Here is a 26092-nt window from a genome sequence, read left to right as displayed (position 1 = left end):
TCGCGCCTTGACACCTGCAGGCGTGGGTCCTAGCATGCCGCGCAACCCTTCTGGAGCGACTGTCGCTGATGCAACCCCAAGCTTTCTACCGCGCGGTGGCGGACGATTTTAGCGCCGTCGACGGCATCATCAAGAAGCAGCTGACTTCCCGAGTGCCGCTGGTATCGAAAATCGGCGACTACATTACCTCGGCCGGCGGTAAACGCCTGCGCCCGTTATTGGTGCTGCTGTGTGGCAAGGCCCTCGGTCGCGAAGGCGACGACCTGCGCCTGCTGGCTGCCACCATCGAATTCCTGCACACCGCGACCCTGCTGCATGACGACGTGGTCGACATGTCCGGCATGCGCCGTGGCCGCTCGACGGCCAATGCCATGTGGGGCAACGCGCCGAGCGTGCTGGTGGGCGACTTCCTGTATTCGCGCTCCTTCGAAATGATGGTCGAGCTGGGCTCCATGCCGGTGATGAAGATCCTTTCGCAAGCCACGCGCATCATCGCCGAAGGCGAAGTGTTGCAGCTGTCGAAGGTCCGCGACGCCAGCACCACCGAAGAAACCTACATGGAAGTCATCCGCGGCAAGACCGCGATGCTCTTCGAAGCCTCGACCCACAGTGCGGCAGCCCTGGCCGGTGCGACGCCTGAGCAGTGCGAAGCGCTGCGCACCTTCGGCGACCACCTGGGCGTGGCCTTCCAGCTGGTCGACGACCTGCTGGACTACAAAGGCGATGCCGAGACCCTGGGCAAGAACGTCGGAGACGACCTGGCCGAAGGCAAGCCGACCCTGCCGCTGATCTACACCATGCGCGAAGGCACGCCGGATCAGGCTGCACTGGTGCGCAAGGCGATCCAGAAAGGCGGCATCGAAGACCTGGAAAACATCCGCGAAGCCGTGGAAGCCTCGGGTTCGCTGGAATACACCGCACAGCTGGCACGCGACTATGTGGCCCGTGCGATCAAATGCCTGGACGCGCTGCCCGCCAGCGAATATCGCGATGCACTGATCGAATTGAGCGAGTTTGCGGTCGCCCGCACGCACTAGAAACACCGCAACACCCTGTGGGAGCGAGCCTGCTCGCGATTGCGATCTGACAGTCGACATTGTTGCTGACTGACACACCGCCTTCGCGAGCAGGCTCGCTCCCACAGTTGTTTTATGCCCCCTCGGATAAAACCCTATACAATGTGCGCTTTTTAGCGATCCTGAATCCAAGGAGCCTTAGTGAGCACGTTGCCACCCTGCCCGAAATGCAATTCCGAATACACCTACGAAGACGGCGCCCAGCTGATCTGCCCCGAGTGCGCGCACGAATGGTCCGCCAGCGGTGAAGCCGAAGCGGTCTCCGATGACGCAGTGAAAAAGGATTCGGTCGGCAACGTCCTGCAGGACGGCGACACCATCACTGTGATCAAGGACCTCAAGGTCAAGGGCACGTCGCTGGTGGTCAAGGTCGGCACCAAGGTCAAGAACATCCGCCTGTGCGATGGCGATCACGACATCGACTGCAAGATCGACGGCATCGGCCCGATGAAGCTCAAATCCGAATTCGTCAGAAAAGTCTGATTCCGCAGCACGCCACCCCGCGCCCTGGCGCGGGGTGGCACTTCGCCCTGCCCCGCCTCGCCCAATGAATCCTCGCAATAGCCAAACGCCTGCCGTTTTGACCTTACGCAATCTTTACCCAGAAAAATCCCGAATCAGCCAATAGGCCCTTGCTATTTATTGAATAGGAATTATTCTCATTGAAACCCATCAATGGAGATGAGAACCCATGACTTATTTGATCGATGCCTGGCTGGACCGCCCACACCCCTACCTCAGGATCCTGCATCGGGAAACCGGGGAAGTCTGTGCCGTGCTGGAAGAGGAAGCCTTGAGCGAACTGCAGGATCAGGGGGACCTGGACGTCAATGGCTTGAGTTCAAGCGAGCCGGTGGTGCTCAAGGAAGTGGTGCGCAACCTGTTCCTGTTCTGCTATGCCCGGGCGTTGCGCCCGACCAATGAGCTGCATCACAAGATCGAAATATGAAAACGCTGCAGATCCCTGTAGGAGCGAGGCTTGCCCGCGAAGGAGACAACTCGGTTCCAATTTGAAACCGAGGTGATGCATTCGCGAGCAAGCTTCGCTCCTACAGGGTCAGGTATTACAGAACGTCCAGCAGCTCGACGTCGAACACCAGTACGCTGTGCGGCGGAATGCTGCCAACGCCTTGAGCGCCGTAAGCCAGTTCGCTCGGCACGTACAGGCGCCATTTGCTGCCGGCATTCATCAGTTGCAGCGCTTCGGTCCAGCCAGCGATCACGCCGCCAACCGGGAATTCTGCTGGCTCGCCACGCTCGTAGGAGCTGTCGAACACGGTGCCGTCGATCAGGGTGCCGTGGTAGTGGGTACGCACGGTGTCTTCACGGGATGGCTTGGCGCCTTCACCGGCGGACAGCACTTCGAATTGCAGGCCGGAAGCCAGGGTGGTGATGCCATCACGCTTGGCGTTTTCAGCCAGGAAGGCCAGGCCTTCGCCAGCGGCCGCTTCAGCCTTGGCTGCAGCTTCGGCTTGCATGATTTCGCGAATCACTTTGAAGCTAGCGGACATTTCTTCCTGGCCAACACGGCTTGGCTGACCGGCGAACGCGTCGGTCAGGCCTGCCAGGATCGCGTCCAGGCTAACGCCCGGTGGCGGGTTGTCGCGCAGCTGGTCGCCCAGCTGACGGCCAATGCCGTAGCTGACGCGGGTTTCGTCGGTGGACAGATTTACTTCGGACATGACACTGCTCCGCTGTGCGGACGACCCGGGAACTGGCCGTGCGTGCACAGCGCGTCCCGGAGCGCCCGGAACCAAAAGGGCCAGCAGACTAGCACAGATGTCGTGGCGTTGATCAGAGGGGTCAGGCGATCGGCACCTTCAGGTTTTCCTCGATATCGGCAACCAACCCGCACATTTCGTCATGAACCACGGTGTGCACCAGGTTGAAGTGCAACTTGGGGAAGGAGCGCAGCACATCACGGGCATGCTCCACCGAGCGCAACTGCATCGTGTGACCCGGCGCATCGCTCAACGGATACGCCGCACCATGCATCCGCGCCTCCAGCAGGTAGATACCCCCCTCCATCGAGATCAGGTTCAACTCATCGACCTTCCCGGCGACGGCATAGGCATTCAACTCTTGCAGGTTCATGAGCGCACCTCACGCAGTGACGAGCCAACACCCTTACAGGGATATGCCTCGGCGCATCAAAGCACAAGCCATAAACGACACCGCCCGTCTGTTTTGCAACAGGCGGGCGGTGAGCAACAACTGGACAGCCGTTGTTTAGTGCTTGGTCACTTTATCCAGGTAACCCATGGCGAATGCCGACACCACAAAGGTCATGTGGATGATGACGTACCACTGCAAATGCTCGGGATCGACGTTCTTGGCGTCCATGAAGATGCGCAGCAGGTGGATGGACGAGATCGCCACGATGGACGCGGCCACCTTCATTTTCAGCGACGACGAGTCCATGGTGCCCAACCAGTTGAGCTTTTCCTTGCTGTCGTCGATGTCCAGTTGGGAAACAAAGTTCTCGTAGCCGGAAATCATCACCATCACCAGCAGGCCGCCTACCAGCGCCATGTCGATCAGCGACAGCAGGACCAGGATCAAGTCCGACTCGGCCATCGAAAAGACGTTGGGGATAACGTGGAAGACTTCCTGGAAGAATTTCAGCGCCAGCGCCAGCAGCCCGAGGGACAGGCCGAAGTAGATCGGCGCCAGCAGCCAGCGCGAGGCGTACATTGCATTTTCGATAAAGCGTTCCATTGAATCTCACATGTGGACTGGAAATGGCCGCGAGTATAACAGCCGTCCGTTACAGCCAAAACCATCGAAAAATCCGCCACCTGCGCGTGTGTATCAAAGGTTTTCTGCTAGTGTCCAAACCATTGACAGCAAAATGACATCGGACAGGAAGACTGGAAATGGATGGGCGATTGCCGTTAACGAGTGCCGGGATTTGCCTGGCTCTGCTGATCAGCGCTTGCTCGCCCAGCGACGAGAAGCGTCAGGTCAGCCTCGAGGAAAAGACTGCGCAGTTCGAGAAGTCCCTGGATGCCATCGAGGACCCGAAACTCAAGGATGCGGTGGCCGAACTGGGTGGCTCGCTGTTGTTGCTCGAGCGCGCGCAACTCAAGCTCGACAGCAAACCCGTGGAAACCGAGTACGGCGAAGACGCCCTCGCCATGCTCAAGCACTACCCTACGCCCCAGGCCCTGGTCGACACCTACATCAACGGCCTGTTCGTCCTGCACAAGGACTCCAGCTCCGACTACCTGACGGACCTGCAACCGGTGTTCCCCTTCAACTTCAGCATCCCGGCGGCGTTTCTGTTTCCCCATGGCCTGCAATGGCAGTCGGTCACCTTGAGCAACAAACGGGTCATCGCCTTCCAGCCGGAGTGGTCGGAAACCGACCCTGGCATTCAACTGAGCCCATCGAGCTCCAACGTGACCAACCCTGATGACCTGACCGTGACCTATCCGTTCATCGAAGGCCTGGACGTCGATATCAAGAACCAGCCACAACCGGTGAGCCTGCAAGGCAAGGTGGAAGTCATTGCACCGCGCCGGCTCTACAGCTTCGACCTGACGAAAAAGGACATCGGCCAGACTCGCACCAACGACAACTTGAGCGTTACCTTGGTGAAACTTGCGGATAACTACGCCGAAATCGAGTTCAGCGACAGCGCGCCGCCCGCCCCCGAGATCGCTGACACCCCGTTGAATCCGCTGATCGTCCAGGCGAGGGATGCCACCGGGCAGTTTCTGTCGCGCTCAGGCTCGATCAATGAGAACGCCGCTCAAATTGCCTTCTACCAGAAACAACTGGTGAAGTTGCAACAGCAGAAGCTCTGGAGCGAGTCGCTGGAAACACAGCTCAATGAAGAGCAGCGAACCTTCGAGAAACAACAGAAACGTCACTACTCCAAGGTGTATTTCAACGGGACCCTCGAAACCCTTGAAGTCAGCCTGCTGGATTTCTCCAGCGTTACGGTGACCCGCAAGGACCTGGATCTGCCGGTACGCCGCTTCGATAGCCATACCACGGCGAAAACCATCCAGCCGCTGAGCTTGCCGGTAGTGGTCTATGACGACAGCGCCCCGACCTGGCTCAAGGGTGCGACCCTGACCCAGGAGCAGTTGAAAAAGGGCGTGAAGATCAATCAATCGGTCGAGGACCCCAGCGCTGCGCGCGTCGAGTTCACTCACCTGCGCAGCTTCAACGATGAATTACTCGGAACGTCTTTCAACCCGGGCGATAGCCCGGTCAGCTTCTTCACCGAAGACAGCAGCGGCAAGCGCGATGAGCCGATCGAATTGCCACCCGAGGCGTATGAGGTCGATCCCTTGGGCGGCACCATCACCTACGACCTGAACCTGTTTCCTCAAACGCCCGCCTTTGTGGTCGGTTCCATCCCGCTGTTCCTGGCCACTGTCGACAAGCAGACCTTCGAAGCCCATCAATTGCCCAAGGGCCTTGAACTCAAGGGCAATGCACTGGTGGTGGATTCGAAAGCGTTTCCCGACCAGGACTGGCGTTTTTTCGCCAAGGATGACAGCGGCAATTACCTGAAGGAAATTCTTGCGGTCAGCCATGACGCGAGCACAGAAGGACCCGCGTTATTCGCCGTGCATTACTTCTACGGTCTACCTACGCGCCTGGAGGCCTATCAACGAACTGACCTCACCACCGTGCAATACGGTTTTGAGGTCAAGCTCGACAAGGCCGACATGTCCAGCCAGGCCCAATAGCGCTGTCAGTGCTCGGGCCGGAACTCGAAGCCACCCACGCTACGACAACGGCCACCGTTGATTTCCCGCAACTGGGCTTGCAGATGCAGGCACCAGATCTGCGGGTCATCGGCCAGTTCATAGCCGTGCAGGGTCAGGCTTTCAACAATGGTATCGAGGATGGACTCAGCCACAAAAGGGCCATGAAACGGGCCTTGGGCCTTGATGGCTGAGGGTTGTTCACCGGCCATTCCGGCGGCGAAGAGCAAGGTCCACATGCCCGTATCGCCCGCCAAGGGGCGAATGGCGCATTCGATACGAGTCACAAGACCTAGACATTGACGAGTCAGGCAGAGGTTGCGCGGCATGGCGGCGACCCTCGGTAAATCCGGTATTCAGCCTCCACGGGAAGGCTGTCTCGATCCAGTGATACTGTCGATATCCTTGAGCAGAGAATAGAGGAAAAGTCTGACTAGGACGTCAAGTAGGACCAGAAGGCGCCGAATGGTCACTGTGTGAATATTGGCGCCAGAGTGATGGCACTTTTGAATTTCAAGAACACCAAAAACCTGTAGGAGCGAAGCTTGCTCGCGAAGGCGGTGTGTCAGTCGACATCATCATTGCCTGACACATTGCCTTCGCGAGCAAGCTTCGCTCCTACAGGGTTGATCGGGGGTCAGGCCGGCTTGGCCTCCACCAGCGCCTCGACCGCCATTTCCTTCTCGGCCTCTTTCAGGTCCTCCTCGCTGATCATCTCCGCGATCACCCGCAAGCGCTCCACCACCCGTGCGTTGACGCTGCCTTCAGGGAACTCGCCGTTTTCATCCGGCTCGCCCGCCGGCTCACCCACCAGCAAACTCAGCGCCTCGTCGGCCTGACGCACGGCGTAGACGTGGAACTGACCGGCGCGTACGGCCGCCAGCACTTTCTCATCGAGCATCAGCGTGGCGACGTTGGCGTGGGGAATGATCGCGCCCTGTTCGCCCGTCAGCCCGCGGGCTTCGCAGAGACGGAAGAAACCTTCGATCTTCTCGTTGACGCCACCCACGGCCTGCACTTCACCGAACTGGTTGATCGAACCGGTAATCGCAAAGCACTGCTTGAGCGGGGTTTTCGACAATGCCGAAATCAGGGTGCACGCCTCGCCCAGGGAAGCACTGTCACCATCGACATAGCCGTAGGACTGCTCGAGCGCAATGCTCGCGGAGATCGCCAGCGGAAACTCCTGGGCGTAACGGCTGCCCAGGTAACCGGTGAGAATCATCACCCCTTTGGAGTGGATCGGCTGGCCGAGGTTGACCTCACGCTCGATGTCGACGATGCCGCTGCCACCGGGATACACCGTAGCGGAAATCCGCGCCGGTACACCGAAGGCCGAGTCGCCGACTTCCAGCACTGTCAGGCCGTTGCACTTGCCGACCGCCGCGCCCGCGGTGTCGATCAGGATGATCCCCGCCAGCATGTCATCGAGAATCCGCGCCGAAACCCGTCCCGTACGGGTGGCCTTGGCTTTGAGGGCTCGCTCGATGTGACCGGCGTCGGTCATTTCATCCGAGGCCAGGTGACGAATGAAATCCGCCTCGCTGACCAGCTGGAACAGGTCGCCGATGCGCGCCGACAAACGCCCCTGATGCTCGGCCAGACGCGCGCTGTAGGTGGCCAGGCGCGCCACCGCATCGGCGGTCAACGGCGCCATGCCCTCCTCGGAAGTACGGGTCTTGAGCAACTGAGCGAACTGCTCCAGGCTCTCGTCGACCATCGGAATGTCTTCATCGAAATCCACCAGGACGCGAAACATTTCCTGGAAGTCCGGATCGAGGTCCTGCAGCGTGTAGTAGAGCTGGCGGGCGCCGATGATGACGACTTTGACTTGCAAGGGAATGTGCTGCGGCGTCAGGGTGACGGTGGCGAAACGGCCCATCTCGCCCAGTGGCGATTCCATTTTCAGTTTGCGCGATTGCAGGGCGCGCTTGAGCGCATCCCACACGAACGGCTCGCTGAGCATTTTATCCGCTTCAAGGATCAGGAAACCGCCGTTGGCCCGGTGCAACGCACCCGGTCGCAGCTGCCGATACGTGGTGTAGAGCGCGCCCTGGTCAGTGCTGTATTCGATGCGGCCGAACAGGTTCTCGTAGGTCGGATGCGGCTCGAACACGACGGGGGCACCACCACTGGCCGAATGCCCGACCACCAGGCTCGGCGCGTATTGCTCCTCCAGCAGCTTGCGGGCGACCGCATCGGTCTTGCTGTCGTCGACCAATTGCTCGACCACGGTTTTAAGCAAGTACACCTGCATCGCTTGCAGGTAACCGCACACCGCCGCGTTCTCGGCGTATTTTTCCGACAACGGCGACAGCAAAGGCTGCAGGGCCAGGGTAATGGTTTCTTCGTTGAGATGGCGCAGTTGATTGCTCGACTCGCGCTTCCATTGCGGCAGGCTGGCGAGCTCTTCGTTCAGGCGCTCTTCGAGGTTGGAAATGTCCTCGTGGAAGCGCTCACGCTCGGCTTCCGGCAACTGGGCGAATTCCGCCTCATCCAGCGCCTTGCCTTCGAGCATCGGCGTGAATGCGATGTTGCTGGCGTCGCGATAGAGCGCGACATCCTTCTCAAGCGCCAGGCGCTCGATCACGTCCAGTGCCTTGTCGTAGCGCTGATTGAAGGCGCGGTCGATGGCGCTTTTTTTCTGCTGGTAGGACGGGTGCTCGAACACCGCCGGAAAGGTCGCCAGCAGGTTGTCGATCAAGCCGTTGATGTCACCGATGAAGGCGCCAGCGGTGCCCGACGGCAATTCCAGGGCACGCGGTTCGCGCGGCTCATCGAAATTATTGACGTAGACCCAGTCCGCCGGGGTCTGCAGGCGTTTGCCTTCGGCCTTCAGGTAGCGTTTGACGAACGAGAAGCGACCGGTGCCAGGCTCGCCCATGACGAATACGTTGTAACCGGGGCGTGGCATGGCCACACCGAACTGCAAGGCTTCGACCGCGCGTTCCTGGCCAAGCACACCGCGAAAGGGCTCCAGATCATTGGTGGTAGAGAAGCTGAACTGTTCAGCGGAAAACGGACGGGTCAGCGCTTCAGGCGCTAGACGCAAGCTGGCAGCAACAGGATCAGGCATCGGGCTTCCTTAACAATCAGGCGGGGCAGATAGCGGCATTCTGGCGCTGCCCATGCCTGACTGGCAAGGAGCGCCTCAGGTCAAAGCATAGACAAGCCCAAACCCCGGCGTTGAGCGCTGCCAAATCGCTGTTTTGTGCGAATGTCAGGCAAAAAATCACGGAACCCCATGATCGTGCCTAAACTCCAAATTGCGCGACTGGATTAATAACCAGTCCAAACTGGCGAGATAGGCGCCAGAACCCCTTGTCCATTGGTTTGCACATAAAGAGAACAAAGCTATGAAACGGATTCTTCTTGGTACTCTCTTCACCGCTGTATCCATCAACGCCATGGCTCAGGCCCCAGGCGGCCCGGATTGCGGTTGGGGCAACATGCTGTTCGAAGGTCAGCGTGGCACCCCGGCTCACTTCCTGGCATCCACCACCAACGGTACTTCCGGCAACGCAACGTTTGGCATGACCTCCGGTACCAACGGTTGCGCGACCAACGCGTCACTGACCTATGGCGGCAAATCCTGGTTTGCCATGAATGGCATGATGAACGAGCTGTCCGAAGACATGGCTAAAGGCCAGGGCGAAGCGCTGACCACCTACGCCGTGGTACTGGGCGTGGCGCCGGAAGACCGTGCGCATTTCGCCGCCGTCACTCATGAGCACTTCCAACAGATCTTCAGCAAGGCTGATGTGACCGCCGAAGATGTGCATACCAACACCCTGGCCGTTCTGAAGAACGATCCTCGCCTGGCCAAGTACGCGACTCAGGCATAAGCTCGACCCGCCCCGCTTCTTTCGGGAAGCGGGTTTTGTTTTTTTGACCCGTGCCCTTTTGGGTCTTTATTTTTTCCTGTTCAAGTTGCTGACTATGCTCAAACGCCTTGCCTGGCTGGCGCTCTGTGTCTGCGCCCCGCTGTCCGCCGCGCCTCACATCGATCCTCAACGTTTGCAGCAACTGGCCAACGACCCCTTCTGGATTTCCCTGGGTCATTACGAAACCGCCAAGCTCGGCGGCTGGCGCAGCTATGTCAGCGACAAGAAGTTCTTCCTTGCCGCCGATGGCAACGAACACCCGGACCATGAGCTGGCGGCCACCGTGCAAGCATTGTACGCCCCGGCCGGTGCGGGCGAGCAGCATGCGCAGTGCGTCTACCCGGCTCGTACCCGCTGGCTCAAGGCGCAACTCAACCTGACCGATTTGCCGACGCTTCCCTGCGCCGAGTTCACGCAATGGTTCAAGGACGTCTCGCCCCACAGCGCGGTGATGATCTTTCCAGCGGCCTACCTGAACAGCCCGTCGTCAATGTTCGGCCACACTTTGCTGCGCATCGATCAGGCCGACGTACAAAGCGACAAGACCTCGCTGCTCAGTTACGCGATCAACTTCGGCGCTTACATCGAGGGGTCCGACAACAGCATCCTATACGCCTGGAAAGGCTTGATGGGTGGCTATCCGGGGCTGTTTGCGCTGGTGCCTTACCAGGAAAAGCTCTCGGAATACCGCAGTCTCGAGAACCGTGACCTGTGGGAGTACCGCCTGAACCTGACCCAGCAAGAAACCGCGCGCATGGTCGAGCACGTCTGGGAGCTGAAACAGATTCAGTTCGACTATTTCTTTTTCGACGAAAACTGCTCCTATCGCCTGCTGGAACTGCTGCAAGTGGCGCGTCCGAGCCTGCGCCTGACCGAGCAATTTCCGCTGACGGCCATTCCCACCGACACCGTCAAGGCCGTGAAAGAGGCCGGGCTGGTGGAATCCATCCAGTATCGCCCGTCTCGCGAACGGGAATTGCTGAGTCGCGCCGAGCCACTGACCGATGAAGAACAACAGTGGGTACTGAAAGTCAGCGCCGACCAGAAGCAACTGCAAACGGCCGAATTCAATGCACTACACCGTGACCGTCAGGCACTGATCATCGACGCGGCCTATCGCCTGGAGCGCTACCGCGCCAACGGCCAGGAGCGCGATCCGCAACGGGCCCAGCGCAGCTTCGAGTTGCTGCGGGCGATCAACCGCAATCCCGCACCGGAACTGGACATCCCACAGCCTGGCCTGCCCGAGGATGGCCACGAATCGCGCACCTGGCAGGCCGGTCTCGGCACCCGCGGCGACCGTGCCTTTGGCGAATACGGCCTGCGCATGGCCTATCACGACCTCAATGACAACGCCGAAAGCTTCCCCCTCGGCGCACAGATCGAAATCCTGCAATTGAAACTGCGCCAGTACGAAGGCAATGACTGGCAAGTGCAGCAACTGGACCTGGCGACGATTCGCTCCCTGACCCCACGCAATGAATTGCTGCAGCCCCTGTCGTGGCAGGTCACCGGGGGCCTGGAACGAGTGCCGGGCAAGCATGACGATGAAAACCTGGTCAGCCACGTCAATGGCGGTGGCGGTGGGACCTGGCAATTGAGCGACGACATGCTCGGTTTTGCCCTAGGCACCGTGCGCGTGGAGCACAACAATGACTTCGCCGAATTCATATCGCCGGCGGCGGGTTTCAACACAGGCCTGCTGTGGAAAAACCCGCTGGGCAATCTGAGCCTTGAGGCAAAAGGTGATTTCTTCACCAATGGAGAAGTGCGTCGTCGCCTGAGTCTGAATCAGCAGTGGGAATTGTCGCGCAACCTCGGGTTGCGCCTGAGTGCCCAGCGCGAGTTCAGCCACCTGGCCACGCCCGAGAATGAAGTGATGCTTGAGGTTAAGTGGTATCACTACTAACCCATAACCTGTAGGAGCACAGCTTGCTGGCGATGGCATCCCCTCGGTATGTCTGAATGACCGCATAGATGCCATCGCCAGCAAGCTGTGCTTCCTACAGGGGCTGCGATCTTTTGATCTTTCTTTCACGTCCCGCTGACGAACCCACACCTAGACTTTCCCTATAGGCCGTATTGCGGCCCGGGAGTCCGAGATGTGGCGTTGCGCAGGTGTGTTTAGTTTGTTGCTGTTGATCGCAGGTTGCCAGACAACCCACGAAGATCTGATCGCCAAGGGTTATCCACCAGCGTTCGCCGATGGGTTCGATGATGGTTGCAGCAGTGGTCGCCAGGCCGCCGGAGCTATCACCGGCGAGTTTCGCAAGAACGTCCCGCGCTACCTGAAGGACAAGAATTACGCCGAAGGCTGGAGTGATGGTTTCCGTCAGTGTCAGGCCATGCGCGAAAGCCAGGACCGCGAGAGCTATCGCAACAGTCATTGGGACGAGCGCGATGAAGCCTGGCAACGGCAAAAGGATCAAGACGCCGCCCGTGCCTATCGCTCGCAATAGGTCGCTTACAGATAGCCAGCGAAGCCAAAACCCTGCAACCATGGCCCAAACCCTATAACGGGAGGAAACCATGAGTCGCGCCTTCGTCAACGAAGATAACGCCGCCGCGCAAACCGATCAGCCGGTCGAACGGCAGGTCAGTGCGCAGCCCAACTACGTCACACCCGCCGGCCTTGTCTTGCTGCAGGAGAAGGTCGCCGAGTTGCAGGCGCTGCACAACCAACAATCAGCCCTTGGCGATCAGGCTGACAAGCAGCTGTTGGTCAACCTTGAGCGCGATTTGCGCTACTTCCATCAACGCCTGCAAAGTGCCCAGGTGGTGCCGTCCGCGACCTCAACCAGGAAAGTCCAGATCGGCAGTTGGGTCACCTATGCGGATGAAAACGGCACCGAGCACCGTGTGCAGCTGGTCGGTGAAGACCAGGCCGTCGCGACCAAAGGCCTGATCAATTGGGGATCGCCGCTGGGTCGGGCGTTGCTCGGGGCGCAACTCGGTGACGAGGTGCTGTGGCAACGCCCGGCTGGTGATCAGTTGATCGAGATCATCCGTATCGAACCGGCTTAAACCACGCCCTGGGCCAGCATGGCGTCGGCGACCTTGACGAAGCCGGCGATGTTCGCGCCCTTGACGTAGTTAACCTGGCCATTCTCCTCACCGTAATGCACGCAGGCGTGATGGATCGACTGCATGATGGCGTGCAGCTTGCTGTCCACCTCACCACCGGTCCATAGCAGGCGCATGGCGTTCTGCGACATCTCCAGACCGCTGACGGCAACACCGCCGGCATTGGAGGCCTTGCCCGGAGCGAACAGGATGCCGGCGTCGATAAACAGGTCCACGGCTTCGAGGGTAGTTGGCATGTTCGCGCCTTCCGCCACGCAGATGCAGCCATTGCGCAGCAACGCACGTGCCGCATCGGTATCCAGTTCGTTTTGCGTGGCGCACGGCAGCGCGATGTCGCAGCTGAGTCCCCATGGGTGCTGGCCAGCCAGGAACTCCAGGCCAAAACGACCCGCCAGTTCGCTGATGCGTCCGCGCTGGACGTTTTTCAGTTCGAGCACGGCTTGCCATTGCTCCTCGGTCAGCCCGCTTTCGCAGTACAGCGTGCCTTCGGAGTCAGACAGCGAAATCACTTTGCCGCCCAGGTCCATGACCTTACGCGCGGCGTATTGCGCAACGTTGCCGGAACCCGAGATCGCCACGCGCTTGCCTTCGACGGTTTCACCGCGACGCTTGAGCATTTCCTCGGCGAAGTACACGCAACCGAAACCGGTGGCCTCAGGGCGAATCAGGCTGCCGCCGTAGCTCGGTCCCTTGCCGGTCAACACGCTGGTGAACTGGTTGCTCAGGCGCTTGTACTGGCCGAACAGGAAGCCGATCTCGCGGGCACCAACACCGATGTCACCGGCCGGCACGTCAACGTCGGCGCCGATGTGGCGATACAGCTCGCTCATGAAAGCCTGGCAGAAGCGCATGACTTCGGCGTCGCTTTTGCCTTTGGGGTCGAAGTCCGAACCACCCTTGCCGCCACCCATGGGCAACGACGTCAGCGAGTTCTTGAAGGTTTGCTCGAAGGCGAGGAACTTCAACACGCCCAGATTCACCGACGGATGGAAGCGCAGACCGCCCTTGTACGGGCCGATGGCGCTGTTCATCTGGATACGGAAACCGCGATTGACCTGCACCTTGCCGTGATCGTCGACCCAGGACACGCGGAACACCACGGCTCGCTCGGGCTCGCAAATGCGCTCCAGGATGCCCGAGGTCAGGTAGTGCGGGTTGGCTTCGAGAAAGGGCCACAGGCTACGCAGCACCTCTTCGACTGCCTGGTGGAATTCAGGCTGGTCCGGGTCGCGTTTTTTCAGGCGGGCAAGGAAGGACTCGACGGATTCGATCATGGAAAAGTCTCGGCAAATTATTGTCGTTGGAAGAAATTGGGCCGGACTTTAACAAACGAATCGCGCACAGGAATAGAGCAGAATGTCGCCTTTATGAAATTAAATGGTGCGCTGGATATAAATTCAGTCCGATTATCGGCTACTTCTGCACCTAAAAAGGGATTTACAAATCAGACCTTGCACCCTGTAGGAGCGAGGCTTGCCCGCGAAGAACGATAACGCAGTGCAACTGATATACCGAGGCGTCTGGTTCGCGGGCAAGCACCGCTCCTACATCAGCGAAACCCCACGCAAAAAAAAAACGGAGCCCGAAGGCTCCGTTTTTTCATGCAACCAACCAGAGATCAGGCCAGTTTCTTGTGGCGTACCCGGTGCGGCTGGGCAGCGGCTTCGCCGAGACGTTTTTTGCGATCGGCTTCGTACTCGGTGTAGTTGCCTTCGAAGAACACTGCTTGCGAGTCATCTTCGTACGCCAGGATGTGAGTCGCGACGCGGTCAAGGAACCACCGATCGTGAGAGATCACAATGGCGGCGCCCGGGAAGTCGAGCAGCGCTTCTTCCAGGGAACGCAGGGTTTCGACGTCGAGGTCGTTGGACGGTTCGTCGAGCAGCAGGACGTTGCCGCCCTCTTTCAGGGTCAGGGCCAGGTGCAAGCGACCACGCTCACCACCGGACAGGTCCTTGACGAACTTCTGCTGGTCGCCGCCCTTGAAGTTGAAGCGACCGACGTAGGTACGCGACGGGATCTCGTAGTTGCCGATGCGGATCTGGTCGGAACCGTCGGAGATCTGCTGGAACACGGTCTTGCTGCCGTCCAGGTCTTCACGGCTCTGGTCCACGCAAGCCAGTTGCACGGTTTCGCCGACTTCGATGCTGCCCGAATCCGGAGTTTCCTTGCCCATCAGCATGCGGAACAGGGTCGACTTACCGGCACCGTTACCGCCGATCACGCCGACGATGGCGCCTTTAGGCATGGAGAACGACAGGTTGTCGATCAGCACGCGATCGCCGTAGCCCTTGGTGACGTTCTTGAATTCGATGACCTTGTCGCCCAGGCGTGGACCGGCCGGGATGTAGATCTCGTTGGTTTCGCTGCGCTTCTGGAATTCCTGCGATTGCATTTCTTCGAAGCGTTGCAGACGAGCCTTGGATTTCGACTGGCGGGCCTTGGCGCCTTTGCGCACCCACTCCAGTTCTTCCTTCATGGCTTTTTCGTGAGCCGACTGTTGCTTGGATTCCTGGGCCAGACGATCGGACTTGGCTTCCAGCCAACCCGAATAGTTGCCCTCGTAAGGAATGCCCGCGCCGCGGTCGAGTTCCAGGATCCAGCCAGCGACGTTGTCCAGGAAGTAACGGTCGTGCGTGATCGCGACCACGGTGCCCGGGAAGTCGTGCAGGAAGTGCTCAAGCCATGCAACGGAGTCGGCGTCCAGGTGGTTGGTCGGTTCGTCGAGCAGCAGCATGTCCGGTGCGGACAGCAGCAGGCGGCACAGGGCCACACGACGTTTTTCACCACCGGAGAGGACTTCAACCTTGGCATCCCAGGCCGGCAGACGCAGCGCATCGGCGGCGACTTCCAGCTGGCGCTCCAGGTTGTGGCCATCGCTGGCTTGCAGGATGGCTTCGAGCTTGGCCTGTTCGGCAGCCAGCTTGTCAAAGTCGGCATCCGGGTCGGCGTAGGCCGCGTAGACCTCGTCCAGGCGCGCCTGGGCGTCCTTGATCACGCTGACCGCTTCCTCGACCACTTCACGCACGGTCTTGGTCGGGTCCAGCTGTGGTTCTTGCGGCAGGTAGCCGATGTTCAGGTCCGGCATCGGACGGGCTTCACCGTCGAACTCGGTGTCGACGCCCGCCATGATTTTCAGCAGGGTGGACTTACCCGAACCGTTAAGGCCGAGTACGCCGATCTTGGCGCCCGGAAAGAACGACAAGGAGATGTTTTTCAGGATTTCCCGCTTCGGCGGAACAACTTTGCCCAGCCGATGCATGGTGAATACGTATTGAGCCATGGAGAACCTAGGGTCAGTGACTGATGAATGAATAGAGCGCAGGCGATGCCCGGCCAGACCATGCGCGTCGTACGCTTGGCGAAGCCAATGCGCAGGCGCTGAAAAAAGTCTGATTCTAGGAGCTGGAACGCTCCCGCGTAACCGGCAAAGCTACCTTAATGACCGATGGCAGTCCAGCCGAGTGGGACTGGCACTTCGCCACAACTCAAGGCATGCTAGCCGCCCTTCGGGCGTCCGGCTTATAGTGCACGTCGCGCCAGTCCAGCCAAACCGCAGGATTACAGTTTGCCCAGTGTCCCTCCGTCCCTGATCACCCGTGCACCGACTGTTGCACCCGGATCGCCCATGCGCGGCACGCTCAAGGGCGCTTTGGCGATACTCGTGTTGCTGCTGCTCGCCCTGTTGTTCTGGCAACTCTTCGATCAGCTGCGGGAAACCCAGAAAAGCCAACGCCAGGCCACCATCGACCACACCGCCGACCAGGCCGCACAAGTCAGCCTGAACATGGCGCTCAACGCCCAGATCGCCCTCAACCTGCTGCCGATCGTCGAGCAGCCGCAAAGTGATGACGAGCTGCAGGACTTGCTGCGCAAGGTGCAGAAGTCCTTGCCCGACCTGCTAAGCCTGGCACTGCTCAGCCCCTCTGGAAGAATTATCAGCGACACAGCCGGCACCCGCGACGATGCCGACTATCTGGGGGATCTGGTGCGACGCAGTCGCTCCCAACCCCACTATTACAGCAATGCCATCGACGGCTCGCGGGTGTATTTGCTGCTGCATCAAGCCAGCGGCAGCAATCGTGGCTATTGGGCCTTGCGCTTCAAGCCGACGTTTTTCGCCTCACTGACCAAGCTGAACGATACGGGCACTGCCCCGCTGTGGCTGGTGGAAAATCGCCTCAATCACCAGATCATCAGCCGCGACGAGGCGCTGCCACAGGTCAATCCCGGCACCTTGACCCAGGACGATGTGGCCAACAGCGTACTGACCGTTGCACTGAGCAGCAGCGACTGGCAGTTACGTGGACTGTTCGATCGCCAGCGAGTGCTCGAGGAACTGCTGCCGGCGTTCATCGGCAAATGCCTGCTATGCCTGGCCTTTTCCATGCTGCCGTTCATCGTCCTGCTGAACATGCGCCGTCGCCAGCGACAGCTGCACGAAGGTCGCCGACGCTACCAGGAAATCTTCGAAGGCTCCGGCGTGGCCCTGTGCGTACTCGACATGTCCGGCCTGCGAAGCGTATTCGACAAGGCCCAACTGCTGCGCGACGAGCAGCTGCAAGCATGGCTCGCAGCCCCGGAACAACGCCGGCAGTTGTTGCAGGAGCTACGCGTTACCGAGGTCAACCAGGTCGCCCTGCAACTGCTCAACGTCAATACCTGTGATCAAGTCTGGAGACTGCTGATCGATGGCAACCCCGTGGAGGGCAGCGCCATTGGCAATCAGGTACTCCAAGCGGTGCACAGGCAACAGCAACAGCTTGAGCTGGAAATCAAACTCCAGGATGCCACGGGACGTGACCAACACTTGTGGCTGGTGTTGCGCTTGCCGCAAAACCCTGATGACTTCAAGGCGGTGATCCTGAGCATCACCGATATCACCAGCCGCAAGCTCATCGAGTTGTCGCAGCAGGAGCGCGAAGGTTTCTGGTCCGACGTCGTGCGGACCGTGCCCGATCACCTGTACGTGCAAGACGTGATCAGCCAGCGAATGATCTTCAGCAACCACCACCTGGGCCAGACGCTGGGCTACAACCGCACCGAACTGCAGCAGATGGGCGAGTACTTCTGGGAAATCCTCCTGCACCCCGACGATGCCGACTACTACCACCGCTCGCGCCAGAGCCAACGGCAAGGCGGTTACAGCCAGTTGATGCAGTGCCAGTTGCGCTTCCGCCACCGTGACGGGCAATGGCGGCGTTTCGACATTCGCGAGCAGGCACTGGCACGGGACAAGCATGACCAGGTCACCCGCATCATCGGTGTGGCCAAGGACGTTACCGAGCAGATCGAGGCCAGTGAGTCGCTGCGCGACAGCGAGCAGCGCTACCGCATGCTCGCCGAAAGCATCAGCGACGTGATCATTTCCACCGACAGCCGCATGGCACTCAACTATGTCAGCCCTTCGGTGCAGGCGGTGCTGGGCTACGAAGTCGAATGGATTTTCCAGAACGGCTGGCAATCGACCATTGCCAATCCGCAACAGTTGAGTGGCATCTACCAACTGATGGATCGCGTCAGCAAAGCGCTGGATAAACCCGAACAGCTGGCCCTGTTACGCAGCCAGGTGCAAACCCAGCTGTTCCTGTTCGACTGCCTGCGCGCCGACGGACGCAAGATTCCCATCGAACTGCGACTGGTGCTGGTATGGGACGAACACGGCACGTTCGAAGGCGTGCTGGGGGTCGGTCGCGACATCAGCCAGCAACGCCGGGCCGAAAAAGACCTGCGAATGGCCGCCACGGTATTCGAACACTCGACCTCGGCGATCCTCATCACCGACCCGGCCGGCTATATCGTCCAGGCCAACGAAGCCTTCAGCCGGGTCAGCGGTTATGCCGTGGAACAGGTACTCGACCAGTTGCCGAACATGCTCACCGTCGACGAGCAGCAGGAAGCCCATTTGCGCTACGTGCTCAAGCAGCTGAACCAGCACAGCACCTGGGAGGGCGAAGTGTGGCTGCGGCGGCGCAATGGCGAACATTATCCGGCCTGGGTCGGTATTACCGCGGTACTGGACGACGAAGGCGACCTGGCCAGTTACGTGTGTTTCTTCAGCGACATCAGCGAACGCAAGGCCAGTGAGCAACGGATTCACCGCCTGGCCTACTACGACGCCCTGACCCACCTGCCCAACCGCACACTGTTCCAGGATCGCCTGCACACGGCGCTGCAAGCGGCTGAACGACAGAAGTCCTGGGTGGTGTTGATGTTCCTCGACCTGGACCGCTTCAAACCGATCAACGATTCCCTGGGCCATGCCGCCGGTGATCGCATGCTCAAGGAAATGGCCACGCGCCTGCTCGGTTGCGTCGACGACGACGACACGGTCGCGCGCATGGGCGGCGATGAATTCACCTTGCTCCTGCAACCGCGGGCCAACCGTGAAATTGCCTTGACCCGGGCGATTCACGTGGCTGAGCAGATCCTCGCCAGCTTGGTCAAACCCTTCGTACTCGAAGGTCGCGAGTTCTTCGTCACGGCCAGTATCGGCATCGCCTTGAGCCCGCAGGACGGCAATGAGCTCAGCCAGTTGATGAAGAACGCCGATACCGCGATGTACCACGCCAAGGAGCGCGGCAAGAACAACTTCCAGTTCTATCAGGCGGACATGAACGCCAGCGCCCTGGAGCGCCTGGAACTGGAAAGCGACTTGCGCCATGCCCTGGAACAAAACGAATTCGTGCTGTATTACCAACCGCAGTTCAGCGGCGATGGCAAACGCCTGACCGGCGCCGAAGCCTTGCTGCGCTGGCGTCATCCGCGTCGTGGCCTGGTACCGCCGGGGGACTTCATCCCGGTGCTCGAAGAGCTGGGCCTGGTGGTGGATGTCGGCGACTGGGTGATCAGCGAAGCCTCCCGTCAGCTCAAGGCCTGGCATCAGGCCAAGGTGCGCGTGCCGAAGGTGTCGGTGAACATCTCCGCCCGGCAGTTCTCCGACGGCCAGCTCGGCACGCGGATTGCCACCATCCTGAGGGACACCGGCCTGCCACCGGCGTGCCTTGAGCTGGAGCTGACCGAAAGTATCCTGATGCGCGAAGTCAGCGAAGCCATGCAGATTCTCGCCGGGTTGAAAAACCTGGGCCTGAGCATCGCGGTCGACGACTTCGGCACGGGCTACTCATCGCTCAACTACCTCAAGCAGTTTCCGATCGACGTACTGAAAATCGACCGCACCTTCGTCGATGGCCTGCCATCGGGTGAACAGGATGCACAGATCGCCCGGGCGATCATCGCCATGGCCCACAGCCTCAACCTGGCGGTTATCGCCGAGGGTGTGGAAACCCAGGAGCAACTTGATTTCCTCAGGGAACACGGTTGCGACGAGGTCCAGGGTTACCTGTTCGGCCGTCCGATGCCGGCCCACACGTTTGAAGGGCAATTCAGCAATGATGCCCTGTTCATGTTCGACTGAGCCTCTGCGGCGCCTGCCATGACGCCTTCGCGGGCAAGCCTCGCTCCTACGGTCCATACGGTCTGTAGGAGCGAGGCTTGCCCGCGAAGAGGCCCGCACGATCACCGCTAATCCCCTCATGAAGCCCACTTGTCTGCGACATGATGTCCTTTCATATGCCTTCCAAAACCCGATGGGGTAGAATGCCCCCCTTTTCCGCCCCCGATCCTTGAGGACCGCCATGTTCAGCCGTGATTTGACTATTGCCAAGTACGACGCCGATCTCTTTGCCGCCATGGAGCAAGAAGCTCAGCGCCAGGAAGAGCACATTGAGCTGATCGCTTCGGAAAACTACACCAGCCCTGCGGTGATGGAAGCTCAAGGCTCGGTACTGACCAACAAGTACGCCGAAGGCTATCCGGGCAAGCGCTACTACGGTGGTTGCGAGTACGTAGACATCGTCGAGCAGCTGGCTATCGACCGCGCCAAAGAGCTGTTCGGTGCCGACTACGCCAACGTTCAGCCGCACGCCGGTTCGCAAGCCAACAGCGCCGTTTACCTGGCCCTGCTGTCGGCTGGCGACACCATCCTGGGCATGAGCCTGGCCCACGGCGGTCACCTGACCCACGGTGCCAGCGTTTCGTCCTCCGGCAAGCTGTACAACGCCATCCAGTACGGCATCGACGCCAATGGCCTGATCGACTACGACGAAGTCGAGCGCCTGGCCGTTGAGCACAAGCCGAAAATGATCGTGGCCGGTTTCTCCGCCTACTCGCAGATCCTCGACTTCCCGCGTTTCCGCGCAATCGCTGACAAGGTAGGCGCCTACCTGTTCGTCGACATGGCCCACGTGGCCGGTCTGGTCGCCGCTGGCGTCTACCCGAACCCGGTGCCATTCGCTGACGTGGTGACCACCACCACCCACAAGACCCTGCGCGGTCCACGTGGCGGCCTGATCCTGGCTCGCGCCAACGCCGACATCGAGAAGAAGCTGAACTCCGCGGTATTCCCGGGCGCCCAAGGCGGCCCGCTGGAGCACGTGATCGCTGCTAAAGCGATCTGCTTCAAGGAAGCTCTGCAGCCTGAGTTCAAGGCTTACCAGCAACAAGTGGTGAAAAACGCCCAGGCCATGGCCAGCGTATTCATCGAGCGCGGTTTCGACGTGGTTTCCGGCGGTACTGAAAACCACCTGTTCCTGCTGTCGCTGATCAAGCAGGAAATCTCCGGTAAAGATGCCGACGCCGCCCTGGGCAAGGCGTTTATCACCGTGAACAAGAACTCCGTGCCAAACGACCCACGCTCCCCGTTCGTCACCTCCGGCCTGCGCTTCGGCACTCCGGCTGTGACCACTCGCGGCTTCAAGGAAGCAGAGTGCAAGGAACTGGCCGGCTGGATCTGCGACATCCTGGCAGACCTGAACAACGAAGCGGTGATCGATGCCGTTCGTGAGAAGGTCAAGGCCATCTGCAAGAAGCTGCCGGTGTACGGCGCTTAATCAGCCCCGCTAGATCGCAGCAAAAAAACCGGTCAGCGATGGCCGGTTTTTTTTCGTCTGCATTTTGAATACATCCATTTGGTGGGAACCGGATTGCCGGCGAAGGCGGTCTTTGAGATTGCACCGGCCTTTCGGAAGCCTTCGCTGGCAAGCCAGCTCCTACAGGACCAGCATTACTGGTCAGACCGGTCATGCCAATTTTTAGATTTTCACTTGTAATCCCGAAAAAACTCAGCGTAGACTGCGCCTGCACTGGACATACCGGTAAGACCACAATAATTAAGTCCTGAATCTGATGCGCGACGCGCACGGCAGCCAGGACACCGACCAGGATTCCTCCCATGCTCAGATGGTGCTCGCGTTCAATCTTCCTCCAAGTGGTTCTCGGACTGGTGCTCGGCATCGTCTGCGGGCTGACCCTTCCCGAATACTCCGCTCAGCTCAAACCGCTTGGTGACGGTTTTATCAAGCTGATCAAAATGCTCATCGGCCTGATTGTGTTCTGCGTAGTGGTCAGCGGCATCAGCGGTGCCGGCGACCTGAAGAAGGTCGGCCGCATCGGCCTGAAATCAGTGATCTACTTTGAAATCCTCACCACCATTGCCCTGGTGATCGGGCTGGTGTTCGCCTTCAGTACCGGCATCGGCAGCGGCGCGAACATTCATCTGGATCAGCTTTCCGCCGCAGACATGGGCGATATCGCCCAACGCAGCCAGCACATGCACACCACCACGCAGTTCCTGATGGACCTGATCCCGACCTCGGTAATAGGTGCCTTTGCAGACAACAATATCCTGCAAGTGCTGCTGTTTTCGGTGCTGTTCGGCAGTGCGCTGAACTTGGTGGGCGAAGCCGCCTCCGGTATCTCGCGCCTGATCAATGAGCTCAGCCACGTCATCTTCCGCATCATGGGCATGATCGTGCGCCTGGCGCCGATCGGTGTGTTCGGCGCAATCGCCTTCACCACCAGCAAATATGGCCTGGACTCGCTGCAGCACCTGGGCAGCCTGGTCGGTTTGTTCTACCTGACCTGCGTGGCCTTCGTTGCGCTGATTCTCGGCCTGGTGATGCGCCTGTCCGGCCTGCGGATGTGGCCGCTGCTCAAGTACCTGCGCGAAGAGTTGCTGATCGTCATGGGTACCGCTTCGTCCGATGCCGTGCTGCCACAAATCATGCGCAAGCTTGAGCATTTGGGCATCGGCAGCTCGACGGTCGGGCTGGTGATTCCAACCGGGTACTCATTCAACCTCGATGGTTTCTCGATCTACCTGACCCTGGCCATTGTGTTCATCGCCAATGCTACCGGCACGCCACTGGCGATGACCGACCTGCTGACGATTCTGCTGGTGTCGTTGATTACCTCCAAGGGCGCGCACGGTATTCCGGGTTCGGCGCTGGTCATTCTGGCAGCCACCCTGACGGCGATTCCGGCGATTCCGGTGGTGGGCCTGGTGCTGGTGCTGGCGGTGGACTGGTTCATGGGCATCGGCCGGGCGCTGACCAACCTGATCGGCAATTGCGTGGCGACCGTGGCCATCGCCCGATGGGAAAAGGACATCGATGTGCAACGGGCGAACAAGGTACTGTCCGGCCAGGTGGGTTATACCTTCCAGCCGAGAAAACCTGTGGCCCCGGCCCATCAGCAGGAATTTTGAACAAACGCCGTGCCTGCCTACGGGCAGGCACGGCCAACAACGCTATGGATGCTCATGGAGCGAACAGTGATTACCTCGTCGACCGTCGTAAATTCAGTCGTAGAAAAACTGCGGGCCGCTCTGGCCCGCGGTCAGTGGCGCTCCGGTGAAATGCTCCCGGGGCAACGTGAATTGGCCGAGCAACTGGGTATTAGCCGCCCGAGCCTGCGTGAAGCGGTGACCGTGCTGGAAACCCTCGGCCTGGTGCGTTCCATGCCGGGCAAAGGCGTGGTGGTGCTGGACGCGAATCTCAGCGACAGCCAAAGCCACGACAGCGCAGTGGCCGGGGCGAGCCTGGAAGACGTCCTGCAACTGCGCTACACCCTTGAACCGTTCATCGTCGGCCTCGTGGCGCAGTCCATCAGCAGCAAGGAAGTCGGGCAACTGCGCCTGACCCTGATGGACATGCGCGAAGCCCTGGAAGCCAACGACAGTGAGGCCGGCGTGAATGCCTACATCGCGTTCCATGAAGAGCTGTTCACGCTGACGTCGAATCCGATTTTCCAGAGCGTGGTCCAGCAGACCAGCAATGCCCTCAAGCAGAGCGCCGACGTATTGCGCAACTCCCCGGAACACCTGGCTGAACGCCTTGAAGAAAACGAAGCCGTGGTGCGCGCGATCCGTAGCAAGAACAGCGCCCAGGCCAGCGCCGAGATGCGCCGGCACATTCTTCGCGAAGGACAGCGGATGGGCATCGAACTGAACATCCCGGAAGACAACCTCGGCAGTTGAACCTTCATCGAACCGGAGACAGGCCATGAACAGCTTCGTTTCACCACAAGCGCTTAACACCCTGCCCTTTCCACAGGCGGCGGATGATCTGTACTCGCGGGTCTTCAACGCCATTCTCGAACAGCGCATCCATTCGGCCAGTCGCTTTACCGAAGAAAGCCTGGCGCAGATGTTTGGCTCTCGACGCAGCGCCATGCGTGACGTGCTGACGCGGCTGTCCCACCAGCAGGTCATTGTCCTTCGGGCCAACCATCGACCTCGCGTCGCTGAGCTGAATGCCGAGCAAACCCGGCAGGCGTTGCATGCCAGGCGACTGACCGAGCTCATGCTGGTGCGGTTGGCCTGCCAGCGCCCCTGCCCGCTTGCCTTGGAGCGACTGCGGGCACTTGTCGATAGCGAGCGCCAATGCACCGAGCGTGGTCAGGCGATTCGCTTGTCGGGAGAGTTTCACCTGCAGCTGGCAGAAATGGCGGGCAATGCACCGTTGGCGCATTTTCTCGGCAGCCTGGTACCTCTGACCTCATTGGCGATTGCGCAGTTTGACGCTGCCTTGGATGACTATTGCGCTTGGCAGCTGCACGAGCAAATAGTGGACGCGCTAACGCGAAGGAATGTCGCGAAGGCGGTGACGTTACTGAACCAGCACCTGGATCATCTGGAGGCGGTCTTGCTGAACGCTCAACCGCACTCCAATCAGAAGCGTATCGCCGGTTAGCTCGCCGCCACTCGCGCGAACCCTTGGCGAATCTTTTCCTGCGGCAAATCATCGGCAATGAACACGATCACGCTTTCACGGGTTTCATCGGCCGCCCACTCGGTGTCCCAGTCAAAACCGTAAAGCTTCAGCACACCCTGAAACACCATGCGGCGCGGCTCGCCGAGGATGTTCAATACGCCTTTGTAGCGCAGCAAATGCTTGCCGTGCTCCTCCAGCAGTTCGTTCATGAACTCGCTGAGCTTGTCGATATCCAGCGGTTTTTCGGTGCGCAGCACCAGGCTGGAAATTCGGTCGATGGACGGGGCCTGGCTCACTGGGCGCAAACTCACGCCGCCGCCCAGATCGGCGTTGAGATTGAACCCACGCACGTCGAGTAGTTCGGCCAGGTCGATCTTGCCGTGGTCGACCACGCGGATCGGTGCACGACGATTGATACGGGTCAGGCGCTCGCTCAACGCCGTGAACGCAGGTTCGTCCACCAGATCGCGCTTGCTCACCAGCAAGCGGTCGGCGAAACCGATCTGCGCCTGGGCGATGGTCTGGGTCAGGTGCTGTTCGGCGTGTGCCGCGTCCACCAGGGTGATGATGCCATCGAGGATGTAGCGCTCGCGCAGCTCCTCGTCGATGAAGAAGGTTTGTGCCACCGGAGCCGGATCGGCGAGGCCGGTGCATTCGATCACCAGGCGGTCGAAGGCGATGTCACCGCTGTCGAGGCGCTCGAGCAGCAGGTACAGGGCCTTGGTCAAGTCAGTGTGGATGGTGCAACAGACGCAGCCGTTGGACAGCGTCATCACTTGCACCGGCTCATCGCCCAACAGCTGGGTGTCGATGCCGGCGTCGCTGAATTCGTTTTCGATCACGGCGATTTTCAGACCGTGCTCGGCTTTGAGCAGGTAGCGCAGCAAGGTGGTTTTACCTGCGCCGAGAAAGCCGCTGAGGATCGTGACCGGGATTGGAGTGAGCAAAACGAAATCTCCTATGTGCTGATAAAACTGTAGGAGCCGGCTTGCCGGCGAAGGCGTCCTCAAGATCGCTTTCGCCGGCAAGCCGGCTCCTACAGTAGTGTGTTGCCTAGACGTGGTGCATCAACAGCACTTCGGCCCACCCTTGCCACCGTAACGTGCCTCCTGGCGTTCGCGAAAGAACGCCTCGTAGCTCATCACCGGTTTGTCCGGGTGCTTGCTTTGCATGTGCTCGACGTAGTTGTCGTAATCGGGCATGCCGACCATCAGGCGCGCGGCCTGACCGAGGTACTTACCGAGGCGACTCAGGTCATTGAACATGCTGCA

At 59.9% G+C, this 26092-nt stretch carries 22 protein-coding genes; 13 read left to right on the top strand and 9 right to left on the bottom strand.

Translation table 11 applies throughout. From position 1 onward, the window contains the following. Positions 1 to 68 precede the first annotated feature (68 nt). The 3 genes from HFK74_RS17560 (at position 69) to HFK74_RS17550 (ending at position 2025) form a co-directional block, all read left to right on the top strand. Positions 69 to 1037, top strand: coding sequence for a polyprenyl synthetase family protein (locus HFK74_RS17560; protein WP_180204546.1), 969 nt, complete (start codon positions 69 to 71; stop codon positions 1035 to 1037). A gap of 180 nt (positions 1038 to 1217) precedes the next feature. Further along, the gene (locus tag HFK74_RS17555) at positions 1218 to 1559 is read left to right on the top strand and encodes a zinc ribbon domain-containing protein YjdM (protein ID WP_020798653.1); all 342 of its coding nucleotides are present in this window, start codon (positions 1218 to 1220) and stop codon (positions 1557 to 1559) included. Positions 1560 to 1767: 208 nt separating this feature from the next. After that, entirely contained in the window at positions 1768 to 2025 is a 258-nt protein-coding gene (locus tag HFK74_RS17550) for a hypothetical protein (RefSeq protein WP_180204545.1), read from the top strand. A gap of 115 nt (positions 2026 to 2140) precedes the next feature. On the opposite strand, the gene HFK74_RS17545 is transcribed toward HFK74_RS17550, so the two are convergent. The 3 genes from HFK74_RS17545 to HFK74_RS17535 all read right to left on the bottom strand — a co-directional run bounded on the left by HFK74_RS17545 (position 2141) and on the right by HFK74_RS17535 (position 3794). Then, positions 2141 to 2758, bottom strand: a complete 618-nt coding sequence (locus HFK74_RS17545) for an FKBP-type peptidyl-prolyl cis-trans isomerase (protein ID WP_180204544.1) — start codon at positions 2756 to 2758, stop codon at positions 2141 to 2143. A gap of 121 nt (positions 2759 to 2879) precedes the next feature. Then, positions 2880 to 3170, bottom strand: a complete 291-nt coding sequence (locus HFK74_RS17540; protein WP_008058258.1) for a DUF6482 family protein — start codon at positions 3168 to 3170, stop codon at positions 2880 to 2882. Positions 3171 to 3305: 135 nt separating this feature from the next. Continuing rightward, a complete protein-coding gene (locus HFK74_RS17535; RefSeq protein ID WP_007970904.1) occupies positions 3306 to 3794 on the bottom strand; it encodes a TIGR00645 family protein in 489 nt (162 codons plus the stop codon). A gap of 158 nt (positions 3795 to 3952) precedes the next feature. Here HFK74_RS17535 and HFK74_RS17530 point away from each other — a divergent pair, with 158 nt between their 5' ends. Beyond that, positions 3953 to 5782 carry a hypothetical protein gene (locus tag HFK74_RS17530; RefSeq protein ID WP_180204543.1) on the top strand — a complete coding sequence of 610 codons (1830 nt, stop codon included), beginning with the start codon at positions 3953 to 3955 and terminating at the stop codon, positions 5780 to 5782. Positions 5783 to 5787: 5 nt separating this feature from the next. On the opposite strand, the gene HFK74_RS17525 is transcribed toward HFK74_RS17530, so the two are convergent. Next, the gene (locus tag HFK74_RS17525; protein ID WP_008058253.1) at positions 5788 to 6129 is read right to left on the bottom strand and encodes a hypothetical protein; all 342 of its coding nucleotides are present in this window, start codon (positions 6127 to 6129) and stop codon (positions 5788 to 5790) included. Between the two features lie 308 nt (positions 6130 to 6437). After that, positions 6438 to 8876 carry a Lon protease family protein gene (locus HFK74_RS17520; RefSeq protein ID WP_180204542.1) on the bottom strand — a complete coding sequence of 813 codons (2439 nt, stop codon included), beginning with the start codon at positions 8874 to 8876 and terminating at the stop codon, positions 6438 to 6440. Between the two features lie 280 nt (positions 8877 to 9156). Here HFK74_RS17520 and HFK74_RS17515 point away from each other — a divergent pair, with 280 nt between their 5' ends. The 4 genes from HFK74_RS17515 to HFK74_RS17500 all read left to right on the top strand — a co-directional run bounded on the left by HFK74_RS17515 (position 9157) and on the right by HFK74_RS17500 (position 12708). Further along, on the top strand, positions 9157 to 9645 hold the full coding sequence (locus HFK74_RS17515; protein ID WP_057400492.1) for a DUF3015 domain-containing protein: 489 nt from the start codon (positions 9157 to 9159) through the stop codon (positions 9643 to 9645). 94 nt (positions 9646 to 9739) lie between these two features. After that, positions 9740 to 11593 carry a DUF4105 domain-containing protein gene (locus tag HFK74_RS17510; RefSeq protein ID WP_180204541.1) on the top strand — a complete coding sequence of 618 codons (1854 nt, stop codon included), beginning with the start codon at positions 9740 to 9742 and terminating at the stop codon, positions 11591 to 11593. A 193-nt stretch (positions 11594 to 11786) separates the two neighbouring features. Continuing rightward, positions 11787 to 12143 carry a hypothetical protein gene (locus tag HFK74_RS17505; RefSeq protein WP_180204540.1) on the top strand — a complete coding sequence of 119 codons (357 nt, stop codon included), beginning with the start codon at positions 11787 to 11789 and terminating at the stop codon, positions 12141 to 12143. A 70-nt stretch (positions 12144 to 12213) separates the two neighbouring features. Beyond that, positions 12214 to 12708, top strand: a complete 495-nt coding sequence (locus HFK74_RS17500; RefSeq protein ID WP_180204539.1) for a GreA/GreB family elongation factor — start codon at positions 12214 to 12216, stop codon at positions 12706 to 12708. Here the strand turns inward: HFK74_RS17500 and gdhA are convergent. Next, on the bottom strand, positions 12705 to 14042 hold the full coding sequence (gdhA, locus tag HFK74_RS17495) for an NADP-specific glutamate dehydrogenase (RefSeq protein WP_180204538.1): 1338 nt from the start codon (positions 14040 to 14042) through the stop codon (positions 12705 to 12707). The genes HFK74_RS17500 and gdhA overlap by 4 nt on opposite strands. A gap of 344 nt (positions 14043 to 14386) precedes the next feature. After that, positions 14387 to 16051, bottom strand: coding sequence for an energy-dependent translational throttle protein EttA (gene ettA, locus HFK74_RS17490; RefSeq protein ID WP_180204537.1), 1665 nt, complete (start codon positions 16049 to 16051; stop codon positions 14387 to 14389). A gap of 285 nt (positions 16052 to 16336) precedes the next feature. Here ettA and HFK74_RS17485 point away from each other — a divergent pair, with 285 nt between their 5' ends. The 5 genes from HFK74_RS17485 to HFK74_RS17465 all read left to right on the top strand — a co-directional run bounded on the left by HFK74_RS17485 (position 16337) and on the right by HFK74_RS17465 (position 24800). Next, complete coding sequence (locus HFK74_RS17485) at positions 16337 to 20185, top strand: bifunctional diguanylate cyclase/phosphodiesterase (RefSeq protein WP_218953722.1); 3849 nt, start codon at positions 16337 to 16339, stop codon at positions 20183 to 20185. Between the two features lie 220 nt (positions 20186 to 20405). Then, positions 20406 to 21659, top strand: a complete 1254-nt coding sequence (gene glyA / locus HFK74_RS17480; RefSeq protein WP_180204536.1) for a serine hydroxymethyltransferase — start codon at positions 20406 to 20408, stop codon at positions 21657 to 21659. Positions 21660 to 22000: 341 nt separating this feature from the next. Beyond that, entirely contained in the window at positions 22001 to 23314 is a 1314-nt protein-coding gene (locus tag HFK74_RS17475) for a C4-dicarboxylate transporter DctA (RefSeq protein ID WP_008058234.1), read from the top strand. A gap of 66 nt (positions 23315 to 23380) precedes the next feature. Continuing rightward, positions 23381 to 24085: a FadR/GntR family transcriptional regulator gene (locus tag HFK74_RS17470; RefSeq protein ID WP_180204535.1), complete on the top strand. Its 705-nt coding sequence runs from the start codon at positions 23381 to 23383 to the stop codon at positions 24083 to 24085. 25 nt (positions 24086 to 24110) lie between these two features. Beyond that, the gene (locus HFK74_RS17465) at positions 24111 to 24800 is read left to right on the top strand and encodes a GntR family transcriptional regulator (RefSeq protein WP_180204534.1); all 690 of its coding nucleotides are present in this window, start codon (positions 24111 to 24113) and stop codon (positions 24798 to 24800) included. On the opposite strand, the gene yjiA is transcribed toward HFK74_RS17465, so the two are convergent. Next, positions 24797 to 25768 (bottom strand): GTPase, encoded by a 972-nt coding sequence (gene yjiA / locus HFK74_RS17460; RefSeq protein WP_180204533.1) that lies wholly within the window; start codon positions 25766 to 25768, stop codon positions 24797 to 24799. The genes HFK74_RS17465 and yjiA overlap by 4 nt on opposite strands. A 120-nt stretch (positions 25769 to 25888) precedes the next feature. Then, entirely contained in the window at positions 25889 to 26086 is a 198-nt protein-coding gene (locus HFK74_RS17455) for a YbdD/YjiX family protein (protein ID WP_008058222.1), read from the bottom strand. Between the last annotated feature and the right edge of the window lie 6 nt (positions 26087 to 26092).

This window comes from Pseudomonas sp. SbOxS1 (assembly GCF_013416725.1).
Taxonomy (GTDB): Bacteria; Pseudomonadota; Gammaproteobacteria; order Pseudomonadales; family Pseudomonadaceae; genus Aquipseudomonas.
Note: the sequence above shows the minus strand (reverse complement) of the source record. Positions and strands in the feature narration are given on the sequence as shown.